Below are 18,591 nucleotides of genomic sequence, written 5' to 3' on the forward strand. Positions count from 1 at the left end.
CGGCGCGCGGGCCGGATACCCTGGAGGGCGACTGTCTTCCGCCCCCGACCCCTGAGGACCTGCGACCACCGTGTTCGACACTCTGTCTGATCGCCTCGCGAATACCTTCAAGAGCCTCCGGGGCAAGGGCCGCCTGAGCGAGGCGGACATCGACGCCACGGCACGCGACATCCGCGTCGCGCTGCTGGAAGCCGACGTCGCGCTCCCGGCGGTGCGGGCCTTCATCGCCAACGTCAAGCAGCGCGCCCTGGGCGCCGAGGTCTCCCAGGCACTGAACCCGGCGCAGCAGGTCATCAAGATCGTCAACGACGAGTTGGTCACGATCCTGGGCGGGGAGACCCGGCGGCTGCGGTTCGCCAAGCAGCCGCCGACCGTGATCATGCTGGCCGGCCTCCAGGGCGCCGGCAAGACCACGCTCGCGGGCAAGCTGGGCCGCTGGCTGAAGAAGGAGGGCCACGCCCCGCTGCTGGTCGCCTGCGACCTCCAGCGCCCCAACGCGGTCAACCAGCTCTCCGTCGTCGCCGAGCAGGCGGGTGTCGCGGTCTACGCGCCCCAGCCGGGCAACGGCGTGGGCGACCCGGTCCAGGTCGCCCGGGACTCCATCGAGTACGCCAGGACGCAGCAGTACGACATCGTCGTGATCGACACCGCCGGCCGGCTCGGTGTCGACCAGGAGATGATGCAGCAGGCCGCGGACATCCGGGACGTCACCCGCCCCGACGAGATCCTGTTCGTGGTCGACGCGATGATCGGCCAGGACGCGGTGAACACCGCGGAGGCCTTCCGCGACGGCGTCGGCTTCGACGGCGTGGTGCTCTCCAAGCTCGACGGCGACGCCCGCGGCGGCGCCGCCCTGTCGATCGCGCACGTCACCGGCAAGCAGATCATGTTCGCCTCCAACGGCGAGAAGCTCGACGACTTCGACACCTTCCACCCCGACCGCATGGCGTCGCGGATTCTGGACATGGGTGACGTCCTGTCGCTGATCGAGAAGGTCGAGCAGACCTTCAGCCAGCAGCAGGCCGAGGAGATGGCCGCCAAGCTGGCCAAGGGCCCCAAGGAGTTCACGCTCGACGACTTCCTGGCGCAGATGGAGCAGGTCCGCAAGATGGGCTCGCTCTCCAAGCTGCTCGGCATGCTGCCGGGCATGGGCCAGATCAAGGACCAGATCAACAACCTGGACGAGAAGGACGTCGACCGCACCGCCGCGATCATCAAGTCGATGACGCGCGCCGAGCGGGCCGACCCGCACATCATCAACGGCTCGCGCCGGGCCCGGATCGCCAAGGGCTCGGGGGTCGAGGTCAGCGCGGTCAAGAGCCTGGTGGAGCGGTTCTTCGAGGCGCGCAAGATGATGTCGCGGATGGCGCAGGGCGGCGGCATGCCGGGGATGCCCGGGATGCCGGGCATGGGCGGCGGCCCGGGCCGGCAGAAGAAGCAGCAGAAGCAGGCCAAGGGCAAGCGGCAGTCGGGCAACCCGATGAAGCGCAAGGCCGAGGCGGCCGCGGCCGCGGCGCGCCGCGAACAGCAGCAGCAGGGCGGCGGCGCGGGCCCGGCGGAGCTGCCGGGCGGCAAGGACTTCGAACTGCCGGACGAGTTCAAGAAGTTCATGGGCTGACCTGGCGTCAGCAAGGGGGGCCGGCGGTCGCGGACCGCCGGCCCCCGCCGCTGTGCGCGGTGCGGGGCCCTGTGCGGACGGCGCGCGGCGGCCGCGGTCGGCTGGGATGATGCGATCATGCGTATTTCGATCCGCGAGCCCCGGCTGGGGGACGCCCAGGCCCACCGCGCCGCCGTGCTGCGGTCCGCGGCGCACCTGCGGCCGTGGAACCCGGTCGAGCCGGACGCGCTGCCCGAGCTGCTGCGGCGGCAGGGCGACGGCCTGCGGACGTTCCTGATCCTCGACGAGGACGAGGACGAGGGCGAGGACGAGGCGGCCGCGTCCGGCGCCGCCGGGGGCGGGATCGTCGGCGTGTGCAACGTCGCCAACATCGTGCTGGGCCGCTTCCGCAACGCGGCGCTCGGCTACGACAGCTACCTGCCGTACGCGGGCACCGGGCGGATGACCCGCGGGCTGCGGCTGGTGGTCGACCGCTGCTTCGCCGCCCGGCCGGGCGGGCTGGGGCTGCACCGGCTGGAGATCAACGTTCAGCCGCACAACGACCGTTCGCTGGCGATGGCCCGGCGGCTGGGCTTCCGGCACGAGGGCTTCTCCCCGCGCATGCTGTACATCAACGGCGACTGGCGGGACCACGAGCGGTTCGCGCTCACCGCCGAGGAGTGGGGCGCCGCGCAGCCGTAGCGGCGTTCGGCGCGCTGCGCGGGCGGTCACGGGGCAGGGAGTGCAGGGGCCAGGGCCGCAGGTCGCAGGTCGCGGATCACCGGTCACAGGCCGCGTATCACAGGCCGCGGGCGCGGGTCACAGCAGGGAGGGCAGCCCGTCGGTCCTGGCCACCCGCTCCAGCTCGTCCAGCGCCCGCACCGCCCGGTCGGCGGCGGCCGGGTCCTTGGCGGCCAGTCCGCTCGCCGCGAACTCGTCCTCGTCCAGCCGCAGCACGTCGGCGCCGTCGGCGGACACCCACAGGTCGAGGTCCAGGTCCTCCGACAGCAGCGTGCCGCCCTCGACGGCGACCGGGCGCGTGACGTCGCAGTACCAGCCCTTCAGGGCGCCGGCCGGGTCGCGCACCTCCTTGACCGCGTACCAGCGGTCGCGCCAGTAGTGCTCGGTGAACACGTCGCCGGGCGCGAAGCGCACGAAGCCGAAGTCGCGGACGGCGGGCAGCGACCAGGGCGCGGTGACGGTCACCCGGACCCCGTCGTCGAAGCGCACGGTGGCGTCGTAGCGGACCTTCTCCCGGCCGGCCTTCAGCAGGCGGACGACGGCGGGGGAGCCGGCGGGCAGCGGTGCGGGCGGCGGCGTGTGCGGCGGGGCGGGCGGAGTCGGCATGCGGCTACTGTGGCCGAGCCGGCGCCCGGCGGCCAGGCGTTTTCCCCCGCGCCGCGCCGCGGGCGGCCGGGTGCCCCGGCGGCAACCGATTCACGCTGCGGCGGCGCGGGGCCGTACCATCGGCCCATGGCTAAGGCTCCCGTTCTCACCCCCCAGGCGGACGACTTCCCGCGCTGGTACCAGGACCTGATCAACAAGGCCGAACTGGCCGACAACGGACCGGTGCGCGGCACCATGGTGATCAGGCCGTACGGCTACGGTCTGTGGGAGCGGATGCAGGCCGACATGGACGCGCGGATCAAGGCGGTCGGCGCGCAGAACGCGTACTTCCCGCTCTTCATCCCGCAGTCGTACCTGACCCGCGAGGCCGAGCACGTGGAGGGCTTCGCGCCGGAGCTGGCGGTGGTCACCCACGGCGGCGGCAAGGAGCTGGAGGAGCCGATCGTCGTCCGGCCGACGTCCGAGACGATCATCAACGAGTACTTCTCGAAGTGGGTGCAGAGCTACCGCGACCTGCCGCTGCTGATCAACCAGTGGGCGAACGTGGTGCGCTGGGAGCTGCGGCCGCGGCTGTTCCTGCGGACCACCGAGTTCCTGTGGCAGGAGGGGCACACCGCCCACGCCACCCAGGCCGACGCCCGCGAGTTCGCCTCCCGCATCCAGTACGACGTCTACGCCGACTTCATGGAGAACGTCCTGGCGATGGACGTGGTGCCGGGCCGCAAGACCGCCAGGGAGCGGTTCGCGGGCGCGATCAACACCCTCACCCTGGAAGGGATGATGGGTGACGGCAAGGCGCTCCAGCTGGGCACCAGCCACGAGTTGGGGCAGAACTTCGCGAAGGCGTTCAACACCTCCTACCTGTCCAAGGAGGGCACCCAGGAGCACGTCTGGCAGACGTCCTGGGGCAGCACCACGCGGATGATCGGCGCGCTGGTGATGATGCACGGCGACGACAACGGGCTGCGGGTGCCGCCGAAGCTGGCGCACGTGCAGGTCGTCGTCCTGGCGATCAAGGACGACGAGGCCGTGGTGGCGAAGGTGCGCGAGGTCGGCGAGCAGCTGCGCGCGGCCGGGCTGCGGGTCGTCGTGGACGACCGGACGGACACCCCGTTCGGCCGGCGGGCGGTCGACTGGGAGCTCAAGGGCGTGCCGGTGCGGATCGAGATCGGCCCGCGCGACCTGGCCGGCGGCACCGCGATGCTGGCCCGCCGCATCCCCGGGGGCAAGGAGCCGGTCGCGCTGGACGCGCTCACCTCGGTGCTGCCGAAGGTGCTGGAGGAGGACCAGGCGCGGCTGCTCCAGGAGTCGCGCGACCGCCGGCTCGCCCGGACCGTGGATGTGGCGTCGGTCGGCGAAGCGGTCGAGGCCGCGGCCGACGGCTGGGCCCGCATCCCGTGGGCCGACCTCGGCCCCGAGGGCGAGGCCAAGCTCGCCGAGCAGGGCGTGTCGGTGCGCTGCCTGGTCGCCGAGGACGGCTCGGTGCCGGTCGCGGACGACGCCCCGGGCACCGTGGCGATCGCGGCCCGCGCCTACTAGATCGCGTCCCGCGCCCACGGGGCCGCCGTCGGGCGGCGCCTACGGGCCGGCGGGCGGCTCCCCGCGGCGCTCCCGGCCGCGTCCGCTGACCGACCGTCGGCGTACGGAATATGTTCATACGTCCGCGCTTGGGGCGGGTGCGCAGGTTCACCGGTGTTACTCCGGTCCCTCCGCACCCGCCCCGCGTCATGCGTATCCATGCGCAACATCCGGAACTGACCGATCAGTGCAAATTAATTGGGCTGGCCCGGAATAGGAACACCGGGGGCGCCCGGCTCGTTGTCACGGCGTGAGCACGACACCACCTGTTCTCGCCGCCGAGCTGGCAGTCGCCTGGGCCGATATTCAACGGCACCACCCCGAGCTGCCCGATCTGGCCGCGCCCGAGTCCCTGATCGGCGAGTCCTCGTCCGCCTGCGGCACCGAGCTCTCCTTCGAAAGGCTGCTGCACGAAGCCGTGCACGGCATCGCCGCGGCCCGCGGCATCCGCGACACCTCGCGCGCCGGCCGCTACCACAACCGCAGATTCCTCACCATCGCCGACGAGATGGGGCTCGACCACGCCGACGAGCCGCATCCCAGCAGCGGCTTCTCGCTCGTGGTGATGCGGCCCGACACCCGCAAGCGCTACCGGGCCACCATCGAGCGGCTCCAGCGCGCGCTGAAGGCGCACTCCGCGGCCACCACCGACGACACCGCCCGCTCCTTCCGGGGACCTGCCGCCCGGCACGGCTCCTCGGGCGGCGGCGTGCGGGTCAAGGCCGTCTGCGACTGCGGGCGGAATGTCCGGGTGGTGCCCTCGGTCCTCGCCCAGGCCCCGATCATGTGCGGAGCCTGCGGGCAACCCTTCCGCATCCCGGAGGTCGTTGGGGTCGCCTGACTGTGGCAGAATGTTCAGCTGAGAACTCGACAGCCGTGCAGGAACCCTCTCTCCTTCGGCTGACGCGTCCGCCGGGCGCACGACCTCCACAACCCCACGTGGCCGTCCGCGTGCCCAAACACGTCAACTCCAGGAGAACCCACTCCCGTGGCAGTCAAGATCAAGCTGAAGCGCCTGGGCAAGATCCGCGCGCCTCACTACCGCATCGTCGTCGCCGACTCCCGTACCCGCCGTGACGGCCGGGCCATCGAGGAGATCGGCCTGTACCACCCGGTGCAGAACCCGTCGCGCATCGAGGTCGACTCCGACCGCGCGCAGCACTGGCTCTCCGTCGGCGCGCAGCCGACCGAGCCCGTGCTCGCCATCCTGAAGCTCACCGGCGACTGGCAGAAGTTCAAGGGCGAGCCCGCCCCGGCCCCGCTGCTCCAGCCGGAGCCGAAGGCCGACAAGCGCGCGCTGTTCGAGGCCGCGGCCAAGGACACCGCCGACGAGCCGAAGGGTGAGGCGATCACCCCCAAGGCGAAGAAGGCTGACAAGAAGGCCGACGACGCCGAGGCCACCGCCTCGGCCGAGTCCACCGGGGCCTGAGCGTGCTGGAAGAGGCCCTTGAGCACCTTGTGAAGGGCATCGTCGACAACCCCGACGAGGTACAGGTCGGCATGCGGACGCTGCGCCGCGGCAGTGTGCTGGAGGTCCGGGTCCACCCCGACGACCTCGGCAAGGTCATCGGCCGCAACGGCCGTACCGCGCGTGCACTGCGCACCGTGGTCGGCGCCCTCGGCGGCCGCGGTGTCCGGGTCGACCTCGTCGACGTGGACCAGGTGCGCTGAGCGCGCCTGCCACGTCCCCGTGGGTGCCGGCGCCCGCCGGCACACCGGGTTTTCGTTGCACCGGGCCGGAGGCGGTCATACCGCCTCCGGCCCGACGCGTTTCCCGCCGCGTCCGCACCGGCCGCGGCCTCCACCGTTCCCCCAGCGGAAGTTGAGCAGGACGTGCAGCTCGTAGTCGGCCGGATCGGACGCGCCCACGGCATCAAGGGCGAGGTGAGCGTCGAAGTGCGCACCGACGAGCCGGAGCTGCGGCTCGCACCCGGCGCCGTACTGGCCACCGACCCGGCCGCGACCGGGCCGCTGACCATCGCCACCGGCCGGGTGCACTCCGGCCGCCTGATGCTGCGCTTCGAGGGCGTCACCGACCGCAACGGCGCCGAGGCGCTGCGCGGCACCCTGCTGATCGCCGAGGTCGACCCGGAGGAGACCCCGGAGGACCCCGAGGAGTTCTACGACCACCAGCTCATCGACCTGGACGTGGTGACCGTCGACGGCCGCGAGATCGGCCGGATCGCCGAGATCACGCACCTGCCGTACCAGGACCTGCTGGTGGTGGCGCGCACCGGGGGCGGCGAGGTGCTGGTGCCGTTCGTCTCGGCGATCGTGCCGGAGATCGACCTGGCCGAGCAGCGCGCCGTGATCGACCCGCCGCCCGGGCTGCTGGACGAGCTTCCCGCGCCGGGCGAGGGCGGTACTCCGGGCGAGGGCGGTACTCCGGGTGAGGGCGGCGCCTGACATGCGGATCGACGTCGTCACGATCTTCCCCGAGTACCTCGCGCCGCTGGACGTCTCCCTGGTCGGCAAGGCCCGCGCGGCCGGCCGGCTCGACGTGCGCGTGCACGACCTGCGCGGCTGGGCGCACGACCGCCACAACACGGTGGACGACACCCCGTACGGCGGCGGGCCCGGCATGGTGATGATGACCGGCCCCTGGGGCGAGGCCCTGGACCAGACCCTCGCCGACGGCTACGAGCAGGGCGCCCACGACCCCGTCCTGGTCGTCCCCACCCCCAGCGGCCGTCCCTTCACCCAGCAGACCGCGGTGGAGCTGTCGCGGTGCCCCTGGCTCGTCTTCACCCCGGCCCGCTACGAGGGCATCGACAGCCGCGTCACCGCCGAGTACGCCACCAGGATGCCGGTCTGCGAGGTCTCCATCGGCGACTACGTCCTGGCCGGCGGCGAGGCCGCGGTCCTGGTCGTCACCGAGGCCGTCGCCCGGCTGCTGCCCGGTGTCCTGGGCAACGCGCAGTCGCACGCCGACGACTCCTTCGCCCCCGGCGCCATGGCCGACCTGCTGGAGGGCCCGGTCTACACCAAGCCGCCCTCCTGGCGCGGCCGCGGCATCCCCGAGGTGCTGCTCAGCGGCCACCACGGCAAGGTCGCCCGCTGGCGCCGCGACGAGGCGCTGCGCCGGACCGTCGCCAACCGGCCCGACCTGGTCGAGCGCGCCGACCCCGCCGCCTTCGACAAGAAGGACCGCGAGATGCTCAGCATCCTGGGCTGGCAGCCCGGCCCCGACGGCCGATTTGGGCGCAACCCCGACGCCGTGGAAGAATGACCCGCTGTTGCCTGCCCGGCGAGCGCCCCTGCCACAGGGGGACAGCCGCCGCCCGGAGCGAGGCGGCCACACCGTAGGACCGATGAACATCCGACACGAGCATGCCGCCGATGACCTGTGGCATCGGCGAGGAAGCGACGAACGACCATGAGCAGCCTGATCGACAGCGTCAACAGCGCGAGCCTGCGCACCGACGTGCCGGCCTTCCGCCCCGGCGACACCGTCAACGTCCACGTGCGCGTCATCGAGGGCAACCGCTCCCGTGTGCAGCAGTTCAAGGGCGTCGTCATCCGCCGCCAGGGTGCGGGGATCAGCGAGACCTTCACGGTCCGCAAGGTCAGCTTCTCCGTCGGCGTCGAGCGCACTTTCCCGGTGCACACGCCGATCGTCGAGAAGATCGAGGTCGTCACCCGCGGCGACGTCCGCCGCGCGAAGCTGTACTACCTCCGTGAGCTGCGCGGCAAGGCCGCGAAGATCAAGGAGAAGCGCGACAACTGATCGCTTGACCTTCCCTTGGGGCGGGCCGGATAAGCTTCCGCCCCGATGGACAGCGAAGCAGTGACCCCGGAGCGCGACCGTTCCCCCACCGCCGATCAGGCGGAACCGGAGGAGCGGTCGCGTTCCGTCGTGAGCGAGCGGATCGCCGACTTCTGGGAGGACTGGCACCGCACGCTGCTGCTCGCGCTCGCCTGCTGCGCCGCGCTGCTGCTGGTCAGCCACTTCGTGGTGGAGCCCTTCGAAGTGCCCAGCTCGTCCATGGAGAACACACTGCGGGTCGGCGACCGGGTACTGGTCAACAAGTTGGCGTACCGGTTCGGCGGCACGCCCCGGCGCGGGGACGTGATCGTGTTCGACGGCAAGGACTCCTTCACCACCACCGCCGGCACCGACTACGTCAAACGCGTGATCGGCGTCGGCGGCGACCGCGTCACCTGCTGCGACGCCCAGGGCCGGATGACCGTCAACGGCCGGGCCCTGGACGAGACCGGCTACCTGCGCCCGGGCAACGCGCCCTCCCGCGACCCGTTCGACATCGTGGTGCCCGCGGGCCGGCTGTGGGTGATGGGCGACCACCGCGCCGACTCCGCCGACTCCCGCGACCACCTCGGCGACCCCGGCGGCGGCACCGTACCGGTCGGCAAGGTGATCGGCCGCGCCGAGTGGATCGCCTGGCCGCCCGGCCACTGGACCCGGCTGCGCCGCCCCGCCACCTTCTCCCACGTGCCCGCGCCGGCCGGTGCGCATGGGTAACCGGGGCCGCCCGCGCGGCACCGACGCGCCCCCCGCGGCGCCGGTCAGCGGCAGCCGGGTGGAGCGGCGCAAGCTCGCCCGCAAGGTCAGGCGCAAACGGCGCCGCGCCACCGCCCGCGAGGTGCCGCTGCTGATCCTGGTGGCACTGGCCATCGCGCTGCTGCTGAAGACCTTCCTGGTGCAGGCGTTCGTGATCCCGTCCGGGTCCATGGAGCAGACCATCCGGATCGGCGACCGGGTGCTGGTCGACAAGCTCACCCCGTGGTTCGGCGCGAAGCCGCAGCGCGGCGACGTGGTGGTCTTCAAGGACCCCGGCGGCTGGCTGCAGGGCGAGCCCGCGCCCAAGCCCGACCCGGTGGTGCTCAAGCAGGTCAAGCAGGCATTCAGCTTCATCGGGCTGCTGCCCGCCTCCGGCGAGCAGGACCTGATCAAGCGGGTGATCGGCGTCGGCGGCGACACCGTGAAGTGCTGCGACGCCCAGGGCCGGCTGACGGTCAACGGACAGCCGCTGGACGAGCCCTACCTCTACCCCGGCAACCCGCCCTCGACCATCAAGTTCACCGTGCACGTACCGCTGGGCCGGCTGTGGGTGATGGGCGACCACCGCTCGGACTCCGCCGACTCGCGCTACCACATGGACGAGGTGATCGACGGCAAGCACACCGACGGCACCATCTCCGAGCAGCAGGTGGTCGGGCGGGCGGTCGTGATCGGCTGGCCGATCGGGCACTGGCGGCGGCTGAAGGCGCCCGCGACGTTCGGCTCGGTGCCGCGGGCCGACGCGGCGTTCCCGGGCCGTACAGCGGCCGGGACTATGGTGGACGGGACCGACAACTCGGCCAACAATGCTCAAAGGACCGACCCGCTCCCGACTCCTGCGGAACTCCCGCTCGTTATGGGAATGGTGGGCCTGCGCCGAATCCGGCGCGGGCGACGTTATCGAATGAGGAGTGGATGTGGGGGACCTGGTGGTCGGCGCGCGGTCCGGTTCCGGCGAGCCCGAGAAGGGGGATGGCCGCCCGGTGCCCCCTGCGGACGGCGCACGGGCCGACGGCGTGGTCCCCGCGGACTCGACGGGCAGCGCGGCATACGGCAGCCCGTCCGTCGGCAGGGTCCCCGGGCCCTCCGACGGCGGCTACCCGGGCGGCGGTGACCCCGGCGGCCACCAGCCCGGCGGCCAGAGCTACGACCCGGGCGGCCCGGCGTACGACCCGGGCGTTCCCGGTGACGGCGGCGCGGCGGGCCAGCCCGGTTACGAGCCGGGCTACGTCCCCGTGGCGGGCACCAGGCCGGAGGACGTGAACGGCGTGGGCGCGCACCGCTACGACCCCGAGGGCCCCGGCGGGCCCGGCGGGCCGGAGGGCGAGGACCCCTCGGGCGGTGAGCCGGCGCCCGCCGCGGCGCGCAAGCCGCGCTCCTTCTGGAAGGAGCTGCCGCTGCTGATCGGCATCGCGCTGGTGCTGGCGCTGCTGATCAAGACGTTCCTGGTGCAGGCGTTCTCGATCCCGTCGGACTCCATGAACAACACCCTGCTCAGGGGCGACCGGGTGCTGGTCGACAAGCTCACCCCGTGGTTCGGCTCCGAGCCGACCCGCGGCGAGGTCGTCGTCTTCCACGACCCGGGCGGCTGGCTGCCGGAGAACCCGCCGCCGAGCAGCAATCCGGTGGTGCGCGGCTTGCAGAAGACGCTGAGCTTCATCGGCCTGATGCCGTCGGCCGAGGAGAAGGACCTGATCAAGCGGGTGATCGGGGTCGGCGGCGACACCGTCAGCTGCAAGGGCACGGGCCCGGTGATGGTCAACGGCAAGGCGCTCGACGAGCCGTACGTCTACCCGGGGAACACCCCGTGCAGCCCGGACAAGCCGTTCACCGTCCATGTGCCCAAGGGCCACATCTGGGTGATGGGCGACCACCGCCAGGACTCCCTCGACTCCCGGTACCACATGGACGAGGTGATCAACGGCAAGCACACCGACGGCACCGTCTCGACCAAGCAGGTCGTCGGCCGCGCGATCGTGGTCGCCTGGCCGATCAACCGCTGGGACTGGCTGGGCATCCCCGGCACGTTCTCGCAGTCGGGCATCAATGCCGCAGGCACGGTCGCCCCGACCGCGCTCGGGGTGGCCGGCGCGGTCCCGCTGGTGATGCTGCGGCGGCGCCGGCTGCTGCGCCGGCACGAGGCGGCGGGCGCGGAGCAGGGCTGAGCGGGCTGAGAGGGCTGACCGGGGCGCGTGCCGCCGGATAGGGTGCGGCTCCATGAGCGCGACACGTACGAGCAGCCGCCAGGTGGTATCCAAAGGCCGCGGCGGGACCGGGCACCGGCTGTCCGGGATCGCCGTGGCCCTGGGCTGCGTCCTCTTCCTGGGCGGCTTCGCGTGGGCGGCGGTGGTCTACCGGCCCTACACGGTGCCGACGAACTCGATGGAGCCCACGGTCCGGCCCGGGGACAAGGTGCTGGCCGAGCGGGTCTCCGGCGGCGAGGTGCACCGCGGCGACATCGTGGTCTTCAAGGACAAGCTGTGGGGCGACCTGCCCGAGGTCAAGCGGGTCGTCGGGGTCGGCGGTGACACGGTCTCCTGCTGCGACGCGCGCGGGCGGCTGATGGTCGACGGCAAGCCGGTCGACGAGACGTACCTGGACGCGACCGGGCAGGCGTCGGCGACGAAGTTCGAGACGAAGGTGCCCGCGGGCAAGCTGTTCCTGGTCGGCGACAACCGGGCGGTCTCGCAGGACTCCCGGCTGCACCTGGACGACGCCGAGGGCGGCGCGGTGCCTGCCTCCGACGTGAAGGCCCGGGTGGAGGCCACGGCGTGGCCGCTGGGCCGGGCCGGGTCGGTGGCGCGCACCTCCGCGTTCGACGGCCTGACCGGCGGCGGCGCGTCCGCCTACGGCCCGCTGCGCTGGCTGCTGGCGGCGGTGGTGGCCGGGGTGGTGCTGATCCTCGGCGGGGCCGCGTACCCGTCGCTGGCGGGCCTGGTGCGGCGGCGCTCGGGCTGAGGCGGCGGCGGGTGATACGGCGGTGTGCGGCTCCGGCGGTCCCCGCGTAGCGCACAATGGGGTCACGTACGGCTGAAGGGGAACATGCCATGAGCGCCGAGGACCTCGAAAAATACGAGACCGAGATGGAGCTGAAGCTCTACCGGGAGTATCGCGACGTCGTCGGCCTGTTCAAGTACGTGATCGAGACCGAGCGGCGCTTCTACCTCACCAACGACTACGAGATGCAGGTGCACTCGGTCCAGGGCGAGGTGTTCTTCGAGGTGTCCATGGCCGACGCGTGGGTCTGGGACATGTACCGGCCGGCCCGCTTCGTCAAGCAGGTCCGGGTCCTCACGTTCAAGGACGTGAACATCGAGGAACTGAACAAGGCGGACCTGGATCTGCCGTCGGACGACTCCGGCTTCAACAACTGAGAGTTTTCCACAGGCCGGCGTTCAAGATCATCTTTGGTGGGCCACTTTCTGTCACTGTGAGTGACGGAGGTGGTACTGATGAACGCACGAGGTGCGCTGGGGCGGTACGGCGAAGGTGTGGCCGCCCGGACCCTGCAGGACGCCGGGCTGGCCATCCTGGCGCGGAACTGGCGGTGGGGCCGCCGGGGCGAGATCGACATCGTCGCGGCCGACGGCGACGCGGTGGTGGTGTGCGAGGTGAAGACCCGTCGGGAGGGCGGCCACCAGCACCCCATGGCGGGGATCACGCCCGGTAAGGCGGCCAGGCTGCGGTCGCTCGCCGAGCGGTGGGCCGCCGAGCACGGCGGGGCGCCGCCCGGCGGCGTCCGGATCGACCTGGTCGGCGTGGTGCTGCCCGCGCGCGGCGCGCCGCGGGTCGAGCACGTGCGGGGGGTGGCGTGATGGGCTTCGCCCGCACCTGCTCCGTCGCGCTGGTCGGCGTGGAAGGCGTGGTGGTCGAGGTCCAGGCCGACCTGGAGCCGGGCGTCGCCGCCTTCGCGCTGGTCGGGCTGCCGGACAAGAGCCTGGTGGAAAGCCGCGACCGGGTGCGCGCGGCGATCGTGAACAGCGGGGAGACCTGGCCGCAGAAGAAGCTCACCGTGGGCCTGAGCCCGGCGTCGGTGCCCAAGGGCGGTTCCGGCTTCGACCTGGCGGTGGCGTGCTCGGTGCTGGCCGCCGGCGGCCGGATCGCGCCGAGCGCCATCGCCGACCTGATGATGATCGGCGAGTTGGGGCTCGACGGGCGGGTCCGCCCGGTGCGCGGTGTGCTGCCGGCGGTGCTCGCCGCGGCCGACGCGGGGTACCGGCAGGTGGTGGTGCCCGAGCGCACCACGTCGGAGGCGGCGCTCGTGCCCGGCGTGTCGGTGCTGGGTGTGCGCAGCCTGCGCCAGCTCGTCGCGGTGCTCAACGACGAGGTGGTGCCCGAGGAGCCCGAGGACACCGCGGGGGGCCGGCGGGCGCTGCCGGCCGCGGCTGCGGGGGTGGGAGACGGGCTCGGCGGCAGCGGGGCCGGCGTCTTCGGCGGGGCGCGGTTCGGCGGCGCCGGGTTCGGCAGCACCGACTTCACGGGCGGCCCGGGCGCCGAGGGCGGCGCCGGCCCCGACAGCGACCGGCACCGGCCCGACCTGGCCGACGTCGCGGGGCAGCGGGCGGCCCGGCTCGCCCTGGAGGTCGCCGCGGCCGGCGGCCACCACCTCTACCTGCACGGGCCGCCGGGCGCGGGCAAGACCATGCTCGCCGAGCGCCTGCCGGGCATCCTGCCGCCGCTGACCCGCCAGGAGTCGCTGGAGGTCACCGCGGTGCACTCGGTGGCCGGCATCCTCCCGTTCGGCCGCCCCATGGTCGACACCCCGCCCTACTGCGCGCCCCACCACTCGGCCACCATGCCCGCGCTGGTCGGCGGCGGCAGCGGACTGCCGCGGCCCGGCGCGGTCTCCCTCGCTCACCGGGGCGTACTTTTTCTCGACGAAGCCCCGGAGTTCAGCTCCCAGTCGCTCGACGCGCTGCGGCAGCCGCTGGAGTCCGGCCATGTGGTCGTGGCCCGGGCCGCGGGGGTGATACGGCTCCCGGCCCGCTTCATGCTCGTGCTGGCGGCAAACCCCTGCCCCTGCGGGCGGTACTCGGTGATCGGCGGGGGCTGCGACTGCTCGCCGAGCGCGGTGCGGCGCTACCAGGCCCGGCTGTCCGGGCCGTTGCTGGACCGGGTGGACCTGCGGGTGGACGTCGAGCCGGTCGGCCGGGCCGAGCTGATCGGACCTGGCGGTAAGGGCCCGGCCGGGGAGTCCACCGCGGTGGTGGGCGCGCGGGTCCGCGAGGCCCGCGCCAGAGCCGCCGCCCGCTACCAGGACACCCCCTGGAAGCTGAACAGCGAGGTGCCCGGCCACGAACTGCGCACCCGGTGGCATGTCGCGCCCGGCGCCCTGCGCGCGGTCGAGCGGGACATGGAGCGCGGCCTGCTCACCGCCCGGGGCCTGGACCGGGTGCTGCGGGTGGCGTGGACCGTCGCCGACCTCGCGGGCGCGGACCGGCCGACCCCCGAACACGTGCTGCTGGCGCTCCAGTTGCGCACCGGGGTGCAAAGGGGAGCGGCGGCCGTGGCGGGCAGGGCGTGATGGCCGGGGAGGGGGCGGGCCGGACCCCGGAGCAGGAGGGCGCCGCGGCTGCTCCGGCCGGGCCGGAAACCGGCGCCGGCGCGGTCGAGGAGCAGCTGCGGGCCGTCTACGCCGGGGGCGGGCCGACCGGCGCCGCGGGGCCGGACGCGGTGGTGGGGTGGCCGGAGCGGCTGGCCCGGGTCGCGCTGACCAGGGTGGCCGACCCCGGCGACAAGGTGATGGGCCGGGCGGTGCGGGAGTCGGGTCCGCGGGAGGCGCTGGCCGCGGCGCTCGGCGGGCGGCGGCTGCCCGGGGCCGGCCCGGAGCGGACCGCGGGATACCGGGCGCGGGCCGCGCGGGCCGACCCGGTCGCGGACCTGGCCGCGGCGCACCGGGCGGGCGGCCGGTTCCTGTGCCCGGGCGACGGCGATTGGCCCGGCCAGCTCGACGACCTGGCGGAGCAGCGGCCCTACGGGCTGTGGGTGCGCGGCAGGCCGTCGCTGCGGCTGTGGGCCCTGCGATCGGTGGCGGTGGTCGGCGCCCGCGCCTGCACGGACTACGGCCGGCACATGGCGGTCCGGCTCGGCGCCGGGCTGGCGGGCGCGGGCTGGGCGGTGGTGTCCGGGGCGGCGTACGGCGTGGACGGCGCCGTGCACCGGGCCGTGCTGGCGGCCGGCGGCGCCACCATCGGCGTGGTGGCCAGCGGCATCGACACCGCCTACCCGTCCGGGAACAGCGACCTGATCGCCGCGATCGCCGAACAGGGGCTGCTGGTCGGGGAACTGCCGCCCGGCGACCACCCGACCCGGTCCAGGTTCGTACTGCGCAACCGGGTCATCGCCGCGCTGACCAGGGGCACGGTCGTCGTCGAGGCCCGCTACCGCAGCGGCTCCCTGATCACCGCGCGGCGGGCGGCGGAGCTGGGCCGGATCACCATGGGCGTGCCCGGGCCCTGCACCAGCAGCATGTCGGAAGGGGTGCACGAACTGCTGCGCGGCGGCGCGCAGATGGTCACCGACGCGGCCGAAGTCGTCGAACTGGTCGGGGAGATCGGCGCCGACCTCGCCCCGGCCCGGCAGGGCCCGGTGCTGCCCCGGGACCTGCTGCGCCCGGCGGCGGCCCGGGTGCTGGAGGCGATGCCCGGCCGCGGCGACGCGGCGGAGCAGGACCTCGCCGACCTGCTCGGCCTCTCGGCGGCCGACACGCTCGGCCGGCTCCACGAGTTGCGGGCACTCGGGTTCGTCGTACGCGAGTGCGGGCGCTGGCGGTTGGTCCGTACCGGGCGCGACGGCCCGAAAACGTCGCCAGGTTGACGCGGCCGACACCCCATCAGGTGACACGGAACCTCGCTGACCTGCGGTGTTCGCAGGGCGGACGGTGCGGCGGCGACGGGCGGCGCATGATTGCCCTCATGCCCCCGCGCTGTCCGGTGCGCCCCCGTGCGCCCCGCACGGACCGCCCGCACCCATAGAGGAACGTATCTGCGCATGTCCCACACGGATGCCGTAGCAATCCGCGACACTATGGTCACGCTACGCTCGCGGAGGTTTGATCTCCCGCCCACGCCAAGGCAGAACGGCTCACGACAACGTATGCCCCAGCACACCCCCGGGTCCGAACAGGCGACGGCCGTGGCCACCGCCCGGGCCACCCCCCGGCCCGGCGCGCCCACCTCGCTCGACGCGCTGTGGCGGACCTACAAGTCCACGGGGGACGCGCGGCTGCGGGAGCAGCTGATCCTGCACTACTCGCCGCTGGTCAAGTACGTGGCCGGGCGGGTCAGCGTCGGGCTGCCCGCAAACGTGGAGCAGGCCGACTTCGTGTCCTCCGGGGTGTTCGGCCTGATCGACGCCATCGAGAAGTTCGACCCGGACCGGGCGATCAAGTTCGAGACCTACGCCATCACCCGCATCCGCGGCGCCATGATCGACGAACTGCGGGCGCTGGACTGGATTCCGCGCTCCGTGCGGCAGAAGGCCCGCGCGGTCGAGCGGGCCTATGCCACGCTCGAGGCGAAGCTGCACCGCACCCCCAGCGAACCCGAGGTCGCCGCCGAGATGGGCGTGGGCCTGGAGGAGTTGCACGGCGTGTTCAGCGCGCTGTCGCTCGCCAACGTCGTCGCCCTCGAAGAGCTGCTGCACGTCGGGGCCGACGGCGGCGACCGGCTCAGCCTGGTCGACACCCTGGAGGACACCGGCGCGGACAACCCGTCCGACGTCGCCGAGGACCGCGAGCTGCGCCGCCTGCTCGCCCGCGCGGTCAACACCCTCCCCGAACGCGAGAAGACCGTGGTCACCCTCTACTACTACGAGGGGCTCACACTCGCCGAGATCGGCCAGGTACTGGGCGTCACCGAGAGCCGGGTCAGCCAGATCCACACCAAGTCCGTCCTCCAACTCCGGGCGAAGCTCGCCGACATGGAGGCACGCTGAGCCGGACTGTCTACAGTGGAGTAATGCCGAGAATTCGAGCGGCCTCGGTGGCCGAGCACCGGACCATGCAGCGCCGCGCCCTGCTGGACGCCGCCCGCACCCTGCTGTCCGAGGGCGGCACCGATGCCCTCACCTTCCCCGCCCTCGCCGAGCGGACCGGACTGGCCCGCTCCTCGGTCTACGAGTACTTCCGCTCGCGGGCCGCCGTCGTCGAGGAGCTGTGCGCGGTCGACTTCCCGGTCTGGGCCGCCGAGGTCGAGGCCGCGATGCAGGCCGCCGAAACCCCCGCGGACAAGATCGAGGCGTACGTCCGCAGCCAGCTCACCCTGGTCGGCGACCGCAGGCACCGCGCGGTGGTGGCGATCTCGGCCGGCGAGCTGGACGCCGGCGCCCGGGAGAAGATCCGCGCCGCGCACGGCGGCCTGATCGCCATGGTGGTGGCCGCACTGTCGTGCCTGGGGCACCCCGAGCCGCGGCTCACCGCCATGCTGCTGCAAGGCGTGGTCGACGCCGCGGTCCGCCGGATCGAGCTGGGCGCGGCGGAGATGCCCACCGAGATCGTCGAGGCCGCCGTCGCCATGGCCCTGCACGGCGTCACCCGGTCGGCGGACAGCGCGGAATAGCCCGCCGACAGCGCCCTGTTGCCGCTGGTATGACTTCACAAGCCCCAGGAACACCGCAGCAGAACATCGGCCGGGTCGGCGTGTGGGCCTTCCAGCTCAGCCAGGACAACGCCGAGTCCCCGGACGAGAACCGCGCGGCCGCCGCGGAGCTGGACGAACTCGGCTACGGCGCGATCTGGCTCGGCGGCTCGCCCCGGGTGGCCCGCGCCGTGCCGCTGCTCGCCGCGACCCGCCGCATCACCCTGGCCACCGGCATCCTCAGCGTCTGGAACCAGCCCGCCGAGGAAGTCGCCCGGGACGTCGCCGCGCTGGAGCCCGGCGCCGCCGAGCGGTTCCTGCTCGGCCTCGGCGTCAGCCACGCCCCCATCACCGAGGGGTACGCGCACCCGTACGCGAAGATGGTCGAGTTCCTCGACGGCCTGGACTCCGCACCCGTCCCCGTGCCGCCCGCCCGGCGGGTGCTCGCCGCCCTCGGCCCCCGCATGCTCAAGCTGGCCGCGGACCGCTCCGCCGGCGCCCACCCGTACCTGGTCACCGTCGAGCACGTCGCACAGGCCCGCGCCGCCCTCGGCCCGGACCGGCTGCTCGCCCCCGAGCTGGGCGTCGTCCTCGACTCCGACCTCGTCCGGGCCCGCCAGACCGCGCGCGCCGCCCTCGCCGGCTACCTCCAGCTGCCCAACTACGTGAACAACTGGCGCCGGCTCGGCTTCACCGACGAGGACTTCGCCGACGGCGGCAGCAACGCCCTGCTCGAGGCCCTGTTTGCGATCGGCGACACCGTCGACGTCCGCACCCGCGTCGCCGCCTACCACGAGGCCGGCGCCGACCACGTGGCCCTCCAGGTGCTGCGCCCCGACGGCGCCCTGCCGCGTGAGGAGTGGCGCGAGCTGGCCGCCGTACTGCCGCTGAGCTGATCCGGCCCGGGCGGGCCGCCACCGCGCGGCCCGCCCGGCTCCGCGGCCCCGCGCTCCACCGCTCCACCGCCCCACTCC

At 73.4% G+C, this 18,591-nt stretch carries 21 protein-coding genes; 20 read left to right on the forward strand and 1 reads right to left on the reverse strand.

Features of this window, described 5'->3' with window-relative positions; all coding sequences use genetic code 11:
• Positions 1-70 precede the first annotated feature (70 nt).
• Together ffh and AC3EVP_RS17300 are read left to right on the forward strand one after the other, a co-directional pair.
• Entirely contained in the window at positions 71-1,618 is a 1,548-nt protein-coding gene (ffh, locus tag AC3EVP_RS17295) for a signal recognition particle protein (RefSeq protein ID WP_435130832.1), read from the forward strand.
• Positions 1,619-1,735: 117 nt separating this feature from the next.
• Complete coding sequence (locus AC3EVP_RS17300; protein ID WP_435130834.1) at positions 1,736-2,299, forward strand: GNAT family N-acetyltransferase; 564 nt, start codon at positions 1,736-1,738, stop codon at positions 2,297-2,299.
• Between the two features lie 117 nt (positions 2,300-2,416).
• Here the strand turns inward: AC3EVP_RS17300 and AC3EVP_RS17305 are convergent, their stop codons facing one another.
• The gene (locus AC3EVP_RS17305; RefSeq protein ID WP_435130836.1) at positions 2,417-2,944 is read right to left on the reverse strand and encodes a ribonuclease FAU-1 family protein; all 528 of its coding nucleotides are present in this window, start codon (positions 2,942-2,944) and stop codon (positions 2,417-2,419) included.
• 126 nt (positions 2,945-3,070) lie between these two features.
• On the opposite strand from AC3EVP_RS17305, the gene proS reads away from it, so the two are divergent.
• The 18 genes from proS to AC3EVP_RS17395 all read left to right on the forward strand — a co-directional run bounded on the left by proS (position 3,071) and on the right by AC3EVP_RS17395 (position 18,513).
• A complete protein-coding gene (gene proS / locus AC3EVP_RS17310; RefSeq protein ID WP_435130838.1) occupies positions 3,071-4,483 on the forward strand; it encodes a proline--tRNA ligase in 1,413 nt (470 codons plus the stop codon).
• Positions 4,484-4,772: 289 nt separating this feature from the next.
• Positions 4,773-5,363 carry a hypothetical protein gene (locus AC3EVP_RS17315; RefSeq protein ID WP_435130839.1) on the forward strand — a complete coding sequence of 197 codons (591 nt, stop codon included), beginning with the start codon at positions 4,773-4,775 and terminating at the stop codon, positions 5,361-5,363.
• A gap of 147 nt (positions 5,364-5,510) precedes the next feature.
• Positions 5,511-5,951 carry a 30S ribosomal protein S16 gene (gene rpsP, locus AC3EVP_RS17320; RefSeq protein WP_202236462.1) on the forward strand — a complete coding sequence of 147 codons (441 nt, stop codon included), beginning with the start codon at positions 5,511-5,513 and terminating at the stop codon, positions 5,949-5,951.
• Positions 5,952-5,953: 2 nt separating this feature from the next.
• On the forward strand, positions 5,954-6,193 hold the full coding sequence (locus AC3EVP_RS17325) for an RNA-binding protein (RefSeq protein ID WP_335981566.1): 240 nt from the start codon (positions 5,954-5,956) through the stop codon (positions 6,191-6,193).
• A 162-nt stretch (positions 6,194-6,355) separates the two neighbouring features.
• Complete coding sequence (gene rimM, locus AC3EVP_RS17330) at positions 6,356-6,928, forward strand: ribosome maturation factor RimM (RefSeq protein ID WP_335981563.1); 573 nt, start codon at positions 6,356-6,358, stop codon at positions 6,926-6,928.
• Position 6,929: 1 nt separating this feature from the next.
• Positions 6,930-7,751 carry a tRNA (guanosine(37)-N1)-methyltransferase TrmD gene (trmD, locus tag AC3EVP_RS17335; protein ID WP_435130842.1) on the forward strand — a complete coding sequence of 274 codons (822 nt, stop codon included), beginning with the start codon at positions 6,930-6,932 and terminating at the stop codon, positions 7,749-7,751.
• A 147-nt stretch (positions 7,752-7,898) separates the two neighbouring features.
• Positions 7,899-8,249 (forward strand): 50S ribosomal protein L19, encoded by a 351-nt coding sequence (rplS, locus tag AC3EVP_RS17340; protein WP_335981562.1) that lies wholly within the window; start codon positions 7,899-7,901, stop codon positions 8,247-8,249.
• A gap of 45 nt (positions 8,250-8,294) precedes the next feature.
• Complete coding sequence (lepB, locus tag AC3EVP_RS17345; RefSeq protein ID WP_335981559.1) at positions 8,295-9,002, forward strand: signal peptidase I; 708 nt, start codon at positions 8,295-8,297, stop codon at positions 9,000-9,002.
• On the forward strand, positions 8,995-10,155 hold the full coding sequence (gene lepB, locus AC3EVP_RS17350) for a signal peptidase I (RefSeq protein WP_435130845.1): 1,161 nt from the start codon (positions 8,995-8,997) through the stop codon (positions 10,153-10,155). Before lepB (AC3EVP_RS17345) ends, lepB (AC3EVP_RS17350) begins: the two co-directional genes overlap by 8 nt.
• Positions 10,058-11,206, forward strand: coding sequence for a signal peptidase I (gene lepB, locus AC3EVP_RS17355; protein WP_435130949.1), 1,149 nt, complete (start codon positions 10,058-10,060; stop codon positions 11,204-11,206). Before lepB (AC3EVP_RS17350) ends, lepB (AC3EVP_RS17355) begins: the two co-directional genes overlap by 98 nt.
• A gap of 52 nt (positions 11,207-11,258) precedes the next feature.
• Positions 11,259-11,999, forward strand: coding sequence for a signal peptidase I (gene lepB / locus AC3EVP_RS17360; protein ID WP_335981554.1), 741 nt, complete (start codon positions 11,259-11,261; stop codon positions 11,997-11,999).
• An 89-nt stretch (positions 12,000-12,088) separates the two neighbouring features.
• Entirely contained in the window at positions 12,089-12,415 is a 327-nt protein-coding gene (locus AC3EVP_RS17365) for a DUF2469 domain-containing protein (protein WP_103890395.1), read from the forward strand.
• A 78-nt stretch (positions 12,416-12,493) separates the two neighbouring features.
• On the forward strand, positions 12,494-12,856 hold the full coding sequence (locus tag AC3EVP_RS17370; RefSeq protein WP_335981548.1) for a YraN family protein: 363 nt from the start codon (positions 12,494-12,496) through the stop codon (positions 12,854-12,856).
• A complete protein-coding gene (locus tag AC3EVP_RS17375; protein WP_435130846.1) occupies positions 12,856-14,565 on the forward strand; it encodes a YifB family Mg chelatase-like AAA ATPase in 1,710 nt (569 codons plus the stop codon). Before AC3EVP_RS17370 ends, AC3EVP_RS17375 begins: the two co-directional genes overlap by 1 nt.
• Positions 14,565-15,857, forward strand: coding sequence for a DNA-processing protein DprA (gene dprA, locus AC3EVP_RS17380; RefSeq protein WP_435130847.1), 1,293 nt, complete (start codon positions 14,565-14,567; stop codon positions 15,855-15,857). The genes AC3EVP_RS17375 and dprA overlap by 1 nt, the downstream gene beginning before the upstream one ends.
• Positions 15,858-16,136: 279 nt before the next feature.
• Positions 16,137-16,976, forward strand: a complete 840-nt coding sequence (whiG, locus tag AC3EVP_RS17385; protein WP_335981539.1) for an RNA polymerase sigma factor WhiG — start codon at positions 16,137-16,139, stop codon at positions 16,974-16,976.
• Between the two features lie 65 nt (positions 16,977-17,041).
• Positions 17,042-17,599: a TetR/AcrR family transcriptional regulator gene (locus AC3EVP_RS17390; RefSeq protein WP_435130951.1), complete on the forward strand. Its 558-nt coding sequence runs from the start codon at positions 17,042-17,044 to the stop codon at positions 17,597-17,599.
• A 29-nt stretch (positions 17,600-17,628) separates the two neighbouring features.
• On the forward strand, positions 17,629-18,513 hold the full coding sequence (locus tag AC3EVP_RS17395; RefSeq protein WP_435130850.1) for an LLM class F420-dependent oxidoreductase: 885 nt from the start codon (positions 17,629-17,631) through the stop codon (positions 18,511-18,513).
• The last annotated feature ends 78 nt before the right edge of the window (positions 18,514-18,591 follow it).

This window comes from Actinacidiphila sp. bgisy144 (assembly GCF_057708105.1).

What these genes read in the sequence shown, in the direction of transcription:
- AC3EVP_RS17375 (WP_435130846.1), top strand. Translation starts at nt 12,856, where the DNA reads ATGGGCTTCGCCCGCACCTGCTCCGTCGCGCTGGTCGGCGTGGAAGGC.
- lepB (WP_335981554.1), top strand. Translation starts at nt 11,259, where the DNA reads ATGAGCGCGACACGTACGAGCAGCCGCCAGGTGGTATCCAAAGGCCGC.
- AC3EVP_RS17370 (WP_335981548.1), top strand. Translation starts at nt 12,494, where the DNA reads ATGAACGCACGAGGTGCGCTGGGGCGGTACGGCGAAGGTGTGGCCGCC.
- AC3EVP_RS17365 (WP_103890395.1), top strand. Translation starts at nt 12,089, where the DNA reads ATGAGCGCCGAGGACCTCGAAAAATACGAGACCGAGATGGAGCTGAAG.
- AC3EVP_RS17305 (WP_435130836.1), bottom strand. Translation starts at nt 2,944, where the DNA reads ATGCCGACTCCGCCCGCCCCGCCGCACACGCCGCCGCCCGCACCGCTG.
- AC3EVP_RS17395 (WP_435130850.1), top strand. Translation starts at nt 17,629, where the DNA reads ATGACTTCACAAGCCCCAGGAACACCGCAGCAGAACATCGGCCGGGTC.
- trmD (WP_435130842.1), top strand. Translation starts at nt 6,930, where the DNA reads ATGCGGATCGACGTCGTCACGATCTTCCCCGAGTACCTCGCGCCGCTG.
- AC3EVP_RS17390 (WP_435130951.1), top strand. Translation starts at nt 17,042, where the DNA reads ATGCAGCGCCGCGCCCTGCTGGACGCCGCCCGCACCCTGCTGTCCGAG.
- lepB (WP_335981559.1), top strand. Translation starts at nt 8,295, where the DNA reads ATGGACAGCGAAGCAGTGACCCCGGAGCGCGACCGTTCCCCCACCGCC.
- rplS (WP_335981562.1), top strand. Translation starts at nt 7,899, where the DNA reads ATGAGCAGCCTGATCGACAGCGTCAACAGCGCGAGCCTGCGCACCGAC.
- whiG (WP_335981539.1), top strand. Translation starts at nt 16,137, where the DNA reads ATGCCCCAGCACACCCCCGGGTCCGAACAGGCGACGGCCGTGGCCACC.
- dprA (WP_435130847.1), top strand. Translation starts at nt 14,565, where the DNA reads ATGGCCGGGGAGGGGGCGGGCCGGACCCCGGAGCAGGAGGGCGCCGCG.
- proS (WP_435130838.1), top strand. Translation starts at nt 3,071, where the DNA reads ATGGCTAAGGCTCCCGTTCTCACCCCCCAGGCGGACGACTTCCCGCGC.
- lepB (WP_435130845.1), top strand. Translation starts at nt 8,995, where the DNA reads ATGGGTAACCGGGGCCGCCCGCGCGGCACCGACGCGCCCCCCGCGGCG.
- AC3EVP_RS17300 (WP_435130834.1), top strand. Translation starts at nt 1,736, where the DNA reads ATGCGTATTTCGATCCGCGAGCCCCGGCTGGGGGACGCCCAGGCCCAC.